Origin of the sequence: uncultured Tateyamaria sp. (assembly GCF_947503385.1) — a bacterium.
Classification (GTDB): Bacteria; Pseudomonadota; Alphaproteobacteria; order Rhodobacterales; family Rhodobacteraceae; genus Tateyamaria.
Genome location: NZ_CANNDO010000005.1, coordinates 284,586 through 291,061, shown reverse-complemented (window position 1 = coordinate 291,061; position 6,476 = coordinate 284,586). Strand labels below are relative to the sequence as shown.

General features: G+C 62.0%; 6 protein-coding genes. 3 read left to right on the top strand and 3 right to left on the bottom strand.

What is annotated here, in order from left to right:
• Window positions 1–155: 155 nt before the first annotated feature.
• Window positions 156–1,163, top strand: a complete 1,008-nt coding sequence (locus Q1A85_RS17280; RefSeq protein ID WP_299692271.1) for a DUF4123 domain-containing protein — start codon at window positions 156–158, stop codon at window positions 1,161–1,163.
• Here the strand turns inward: Q1A85_RS17280 and Q1A85_RS17275 are convergent.
• The 3 genes from Q1A85_RS17275 to Q1A85_RS17265 are packed head-to-tail and all read right to left on the bottom strand — an operon-like array spanning window position 1,133 to window position 3,929.
• Window positions 1,133–2,581, bottom strand: a complete 1,449-nt coding sequence (locus Q1A85_RS17275; protein ID WP_299692268.1) for a DUF2235 domain-containing protein — start codon at window positions 2,579–2,581, stop codon at window positions 1,133–1,135. The two genes, Q1A85_RS17280 and Q1A85_RS17275, sit on opposite strands and share 31 nt — an antisense overlap.
• The gene (locus Q1A85_RS17270; protein WP_299692266.1) at window positions 2,578–3,162 is read right to left on the bottom strand and encodes a hypothetical protein; all 585 of its coding nucleotides are present in this window, start codon (window positions 3,160–3,162) and stop codon (window positions 2,578–2,580) included. The genes Q1A85_RS17275 and Q1A85_RS17270 overlap by 4 nt, the downstream gene beginning before the upstream one ends.
• Window positions 3,159–3,929 carry a GAD-like domain-containing protein gene (locus Q1A85_RS17265; RefSeq protein WP_299692264.1) on the bottom strand — a complete coding sequence of 257 codons (771 nt, stop codon included), beginning with the start codon at window positions 3,927–3,929 and terminating at the stop codon, window positions 3,159–3,161. The genes Q1A85_RS17270 and Q1A85_RS17265 overlap by 4 nt, the downstream gene beginning before the upstream one ends.
• 170 nt (window positions 3,930–4,099) lie before the next feature.
• On the opposite strand from Q1A85_RS17265, the gene tssI reads away from it, so the two are divergent.
• The gene (tssI, locus tag Q1A85_RS17260; RefSeq protein ID WP_299692262.1) at window positions 4,100–6,154 is read left to right on the top strand and encodes a type VI secretion system tip protein TssI/VgrG; all 2,055 of its coding nucleotides are present in this window, start codon (window positions 4,100–4,102) and stop codon (window positions 6,152–6,154) included.
• 55 nt (window positions 6,155–6,209) lie between these two features.
• On the top strand, window positions 6,210–6,473 hold the full coding sequence (locus tag Q1A85_RS17255; protein ID WP_299692260.1) for a PAAR domain-containing protein: 264 nt from the start codon (window positions 6,210–6,212) through the stop codon (window positions 6,471–6,473).
• The last annotated feature ends 3 nt before the right edge of the window (window positions 6,474–6,476 follow it).

Below are 6,476 nucleotides of genomic sequence, written 5' to 3'. Positions count from 1 at the left end.
CTTGGTGGTGACGATGAGCAACAAACCCTCTCTTATCAAATCGACCTAGTTGGACCCATAGGCGCTGACGTCAGACAAAATCCAGATGTAGCCACTGCCGTGTTGTCGGCGCATGTTGTACCCACAACAATTGACAACACGCGGAACGGAAAGCGATGTATCTCGACATCTCGCAGGACTCATTCGATTTGCCATTGAGCACGGGCCCTGGTGTGGACAAGGAGCTGGGTCAACGTCTCGAAGCGGTGCTGTTTCCGGACCGGGCTACCGTTTTTGCCATCTTGGATGGCGGACGCGTGCCCGGCTTGCCGGAAAAGCTGGTCGCCCAAGGCGTTCTGCATGTCTGCCTGTTTTCCGGCGACATGGCAGAGGATGCGGGCGAAGCCGCGCCGTGGTTGGCGCAGATGCAACCGGATACGCCGCTGCTGCGGCAAATGTTCTGCGATGTGCCCGATGACGCGGCGGGCGTGCACGGGCTGATGCGAGCGGGTGCAGGTATTGTGATCCGGTCCGGGTTGGACATGGATACGCTGCGGCGTCATTTGCGCCGCTTTCTGCGGGTCGAGGACAGCACGGGCCGCACCTATTTCTTTCGCTTTTGGGAGCCTGATGCGGCAGCGGTCTACTTCCGGGCCATCGCACCACGTGCGGATGTGGCGCATCGCTGGATGTACCCGCGCGACGCTGCACCGCTTGAGGCAATCGTGATTCCCACCTGGCTGGACGGAGTAGGCCTGACACAGGTGTGCCCGGGGCCTGTCCCCGACCAAACCCCGGAGCTGCGCGGTGCCTTTGCCCTCGCAGCCGAAGAGACCGACGCCCTGCGCGATCTGCAATGGCGGCGCGACAAGGCGCAACTGGCCGAACGGCTGGCCCGGACATTTCCCGATGCGGTGGACGCGCTGGCCGATGAATTGCCCGCTGTGGTCAGCGCGATGGTCGACCGGATGGTCGGCCTTGGCTTTTGGCGGCGCGACATGCTGTTCACCTTTTGCGCTTGGGCCGTGCACTACGGGCCGGATGTGCTGGACAGTGATCCAGACGGACTGATTGCCGCCGCCCTTGCCCGCCCGGACCCGGTCGAGGACCGTTTTGCAGACGTTTCGGCACGGATGAAAGTTCTGGAGCGGGACTATTTGGCGCGCGAGGCGACGTTAGGATAAACAACCCTTTCGAACCCGACATCAGGGCCAAAACCCAACCTGTCCACCACACCGTCCAGCCGGGACGAAATGTGACCCCATCCCTGCAATATCGTGCGCCGTTCCGTTTCGGTCGGCGCGCCGCCCGCAATCATCCGGTCCGCCACGCCAGCAGGCAACCCGTCAGGTGGGTCATACAGCACGTTGCCCTGCGGATAGGCGAGAAATGGCACGCCGCTGTCCTTACCTGCGTCATACATGATGCGCAGCGGGATGCGTGACAGGCCTGCCGCCACATTGTCCCGCGTCATGCGCGTGGACGTGGTGTACGTGTAAGTGTTGTTGGCCAGGATCATACCGCTGATGCCGCGGACCCGGCGTTCGACAATCTCGGTTGGCATATTCTGAAGCGCGCCGGAAGGATTGCCCGGTTCGATCCAGCCTTCGCGCACGAAAAAGCTGGTGATGTCGGTCTGGGCGGCCTGTGCCTGCGCCACATGGGCGGCCCGCGCCGCCTCGGCGGCTGCGCGGGTGTGAAACGTGTGGTCCTGCCCCCGTTCCAGCAGGACGCTTTCGGGGCCATCATTGTATCCGCCACCCACGTCGGAATGCGCGCCGGGCAATTCCCGCGTATCGCCGCCACCTGGCACGTTGTGGTTCAGCCGGAAATTCTCGCGGAACTCATTGGCCGCCGTCAGGTGAAAGATGCGGTCGGCCTGCGCCGTGCTGCAATGGACATTCACGGGGCCGTTGTCATCATTGGTTCCCAAACCGATGGCGGCCACGGTGTCAAAGATACCCATAAAGCGGAAGGTGACATTGCGGCCTTCGGGGACAGACGCGCGGTTTTCATCAATATGCACGCCGCGCCAGATGCTCCAGTCCACGGCGTTGTACTGGATGAACCCCTGCCGAAAGCAGTTGACGAAATAGCGCGCCGCCGCAGCTCCACGGCTAAAGCCAAAAACATCCACGATAATCTCATCCGGCTCGACCCCTGCGCCAAGTTCCCGGATGATGTCCCCCAGCTTGATGCAGGCATCAAAGACCCGCGCCTCGACCCCGGAAGGGCCCATGCCGGTGATCTGACCGCCCATGTTCGAGGGCCTGTAATCGGACTCGCCGCCCGTCGTGCCGATACCGTCCTGATAAATCACGCCAAACTTGCGGCAATACCCGGTCCCGTCCTGTTCCCAGTCGTCGCGTTTGACCTTGTAAAGCTCGCGCAGCAGCGCGACGTTGGACAGCGCATTGCCGTAGCTCGTGCCACGACCTAAGCCCGCGCCGGTGCCGGTGTTGGCCGAATTGTTGCCGGTGCCATCAAAAAACACACCGATTTCCAGTGCGACGGACGGGCATGTGGCCGCGACCGAGCCAACGGATCCAACTGTACCGTCTTGAGCATTGGCCGCAGCGGCCTGATCACCAACAGATGTCATTTACCGGGCTCCGGGCATTCGGTGGTCCCGGACACGGGCGGGTAGGTTTCGGCAAGCGTTTCGGACAGACGGGGATGGGCGCGCGGCTTGGCCGCGAAATCATAGTCCAGCGCGGGACGTCGTACGCCGCAAATGCGCGCAAGGTCGTGCGGCTCCGGGGTGGCTTGCGGTGCGTCACTGCCCACGATCATCAGCCCGTGGGGACCGAAAATCAGCAGCACATATGCGGTCTGAAACGCGGTCTTGGTCTGATGCAGGTCGGCGGTATTGACTTCTGCGCCCGCAGTGTAGGCGCGATCACTCAGCAGTTCGACCCAGGTTGCTTCGATCACCGCTGTATCGGTGTCACCGGGCCATGCCAGCAGATATGTCCCCGAACTGTTACGGATCGGAACCGCATCTGCGCGCCCCGCCTGCACGCTTGGCAACAGAACGGAAGGTGTCACGCCGTTTATCGTCAGCGCCGTGATCACGGCCGGGGTCGCGCTGTAGGTTCCAAAGCTCAGGTTCATCCGTTCCGGGGCGGACCCGAAACACCCCGTCAGCGCCAGTACCGCAAACATGGGCAAAACGCGCATCATCGCGTTGCCTCCGGTCGCAGGCCGATGGGGCGCACATCAAAGCGCTGCGTGGACATATCCGACAAGAACCAGCGTTTCGAACGGATGCGTTCTTCCAGCCATTCGGGGAAAGTGTGGGGGAACAGCGCATCCACCGTCGGGATCGGATCATGGGTGGCGGCGGGACCGGGCGCGTAGATGAACATGCGCCGCAAAGGCCCGAATTTTTCCAACGCCCTCCCGTGCATCGGCTGCATATCGCGGTCATCCATATCCAGAAGGAACGGATCGGTACGCAGGATCAGGTTTATGGTCGCATCGTCGGGATGGGGCGCCGCGTCCGGCGCAAACAGGAACGGCGCTTCAATCAGGCCCTGAACGATGTTCACATGCATCAGCCCGTGCCGTTCGCTCCACAGGAACAGATCTCCAAAGACCGTATGCGCCACCGCGTGCACATCGGTATCGCGCCGGGTCGGCGTGCCGTCCGCTGCGATCACCGGGCGGTGGTCCTCCACATCGCGGGGAAAGCCAAAATCCGGATCGCCGCGGAACAGATCAGCGATCTGCGGGGCCAGCTCCAGCGGCAGGCACAGCCGCAGCGTCCCGTCGCGCAGGTCGCCCACACCGGTGCCCGTCCACAGGTCCAGCAAGATATCCGGCACCCGGCCTACATAGCGGGAAACCGCCGTATCGGGCGGCTTGATTGTCTGGGTCATCGGTCCCAATTCGGCCAATGCCGCCGCCAACGCGTCTGCAGCCCCTGGATGTGTGCTGTATTGTGCCATAAAGTTCCCGGTTTTTCGGACGTTAACACCTTATCCCGTCATGCGGGAGAGGCGTTTTACAGGCCTCAAACTGCGCAACCTGCCGGGCCGCAATCGATATGGCGACAAGCCCGCAGTTCCTTGCTACTTTTGAGCGATCCAGTTGAACCCTTTGTTGTACGGTGACGCACATGAACGCTCCATTCCTCCAGAGTAATCGCCGGGCGCGGTTGCAGACGGTCCTGGGTGCAAACGTCCTGGCCCTGTTGCGCATGGATGGTCAGGAAGAGATGTCAGGCGATTTCACCTGGCAGATTGAGGCGCTGTCGGCGGATGCCGATGTCGACCTGAACGCCCTGCTGGGCACCCATGCCACAATCGAACTTGAGGTGGCCGGTGGGCAGCGCCATTTCGACGGGATCGTGACGCAGGCCCAATGGTGCGGCATGGAAGAAAACGGCAACCGCTACGATATCGTGCTGCGGCCGTGGCTGCATATCGCAGGACTGCGCCGCAACCAACGCATTTTCCACGACATGACCGTGATCGAAATCCTGACCGAGGTGCTCAGCCCCTATGCCGCCATGGGCAGCCCGCACATGGAACACGAGCTGTCCGACGATTACCCCAAGCTGGAATACACCGTGCAGTACCGCGAAAGCGACGCCGATTTCGCGCGCCGCCAGATGGAACGTTTCGGCATCTCGTGGCACTGGCGCCATGAGGCAGGCAACCACACGCTGATGCTGACGGATCAGGTGTCCTTTCACCCCGAAGTGCCGGGGGCCGCACGGCCCTATTACGGCGTTGAAGGGTATCACATGCACGACGAAGAACATTTTTATGAATGGCGAGGCGGGTCGCGTGTGACCACGGGCGCGGTGCGCCTGACAGAGTATAATTTCAAGATACCGCACGCGACGCAGGAGGTCGGACAAGCCGGCGACGCCACCCATGCGCATGGCGATGTAGAAAGCTTTGACTGGCCCGGCGACTATCTCGAAGAAGGCTATGGCCGTGACGTTGTCGCGCGGCGGGTACAGGCCGAAGCGGGGCAGGCGGTGCGCTACATTGCCAAGGGCGACGTGGCGAGCCTTGGCGCGGGCTGGTGCGTGACACCGGTGGGCGACACGATCCCCGGCGTGACAGGTCAGCGGATGCTGTGCCTGAAGGCACTGCACACCTACCGCGCCCAGGCCTATGGATCGGGCGATGCCAAAGGATCGGAAGAGGCCTACGAGGGCGACTATGTGCTGATGCCCAGCACCGAACCCCTGCGCCCCGAACGGCGCACCCATGTGCCGTTGGTGCACGGCCCGCAAACGGCTGTCGTCGTGGGTGAAGGTGAGATTGATTGCGACATGTACGGGCGCATCCTCGTGCGGTTCCACTGGGATCTGAACAACGCCTTTTCGATGCGCTGCCGGGTCAGCCAGAACTGGGCGGGCAAGGGCTGGGGCGGGATGGTGATCCCGCGCATCGACATGGAGGTCGTGGTCGAATTCCTCGAAGGTGACCCGGACAAGCCCCTGGTGACGGGTTGCGTTTACAACGGGGCCAATCCGGTGCCCTACCCCCTGCCCGCGAACAAGACCCGCTCGACTTTCAAATCCGACACCCATCAGGGCGGCGGTTTTAACGAACTGATGTTCGAGGACGAACGCGATCAGGAACTGATCTACATGCACGGCCAAAAGGACCAGCAGATCGAAATCCTGAACGACCGCAGCAAATCCATTGGCCGGGACGAAACCAACTCAATCGGGCGCGACCGCACCCAAGTCGTGGGCCAGGACGAAACCCTGACCGTTGGCCGCGACCAGCGCGAAACCATCGGACAGGATGTGACCTATCAGGTGGGCCGCGATCAACAGGAACGCTATGGCAAGGACCACGTCCATTATGTTGGCAACATCCACAAACAGGACATCTACGCCGACCATCTCGTCCAGATCGGTCGCAATCACGAAGAGACGGTGATGGGCAAATCGACCCTCGATGTCACTCAGTCGATCACCAACAACACTGGCAAACACACCCTGATGGCGTTCGAAAAGTTCACCATCAAGGGACCTGGCGGCAAGATCACCATCGACAGCTCTGGCATTACGCTGGAGGCCGCCAAGATCAACCTCAAGGGATCGGTGTCGATGGGCGGAGCAGGCAGCGCGCAAGTGCCCACCCTGCAAGGCGCCGCCAAGGACGCGCTGCCGCTGGTCGAAGAATGCATCAAGCAAAAGGAGTAGCGATGTGCCCTGCCCCGTTGCCACACCAATGATTTCCGTCACAAGGATGTAAGCCATGTTGCCTGTTGCCCGCGTCACCGACAAACACGCCTGCCCCCTCTGCAAGGTCGTCACACCAATTGTGGAGGGCAGCCCCAGCCACACATGTGACAACCTGCCCGTCGCACGGGTCGGCGACAAGACGGCTTGCGGCGCCACCATCATCAAGGGGTCGTCAATGGCCACTGCGGACGGCAAGCCGGTGGCTTATCTGGGCTCAACCACGTCTCACGGGGGCACCATTATCACCGGCTCCCCCATGGCAAAGTGCCTGCCCTGAGCC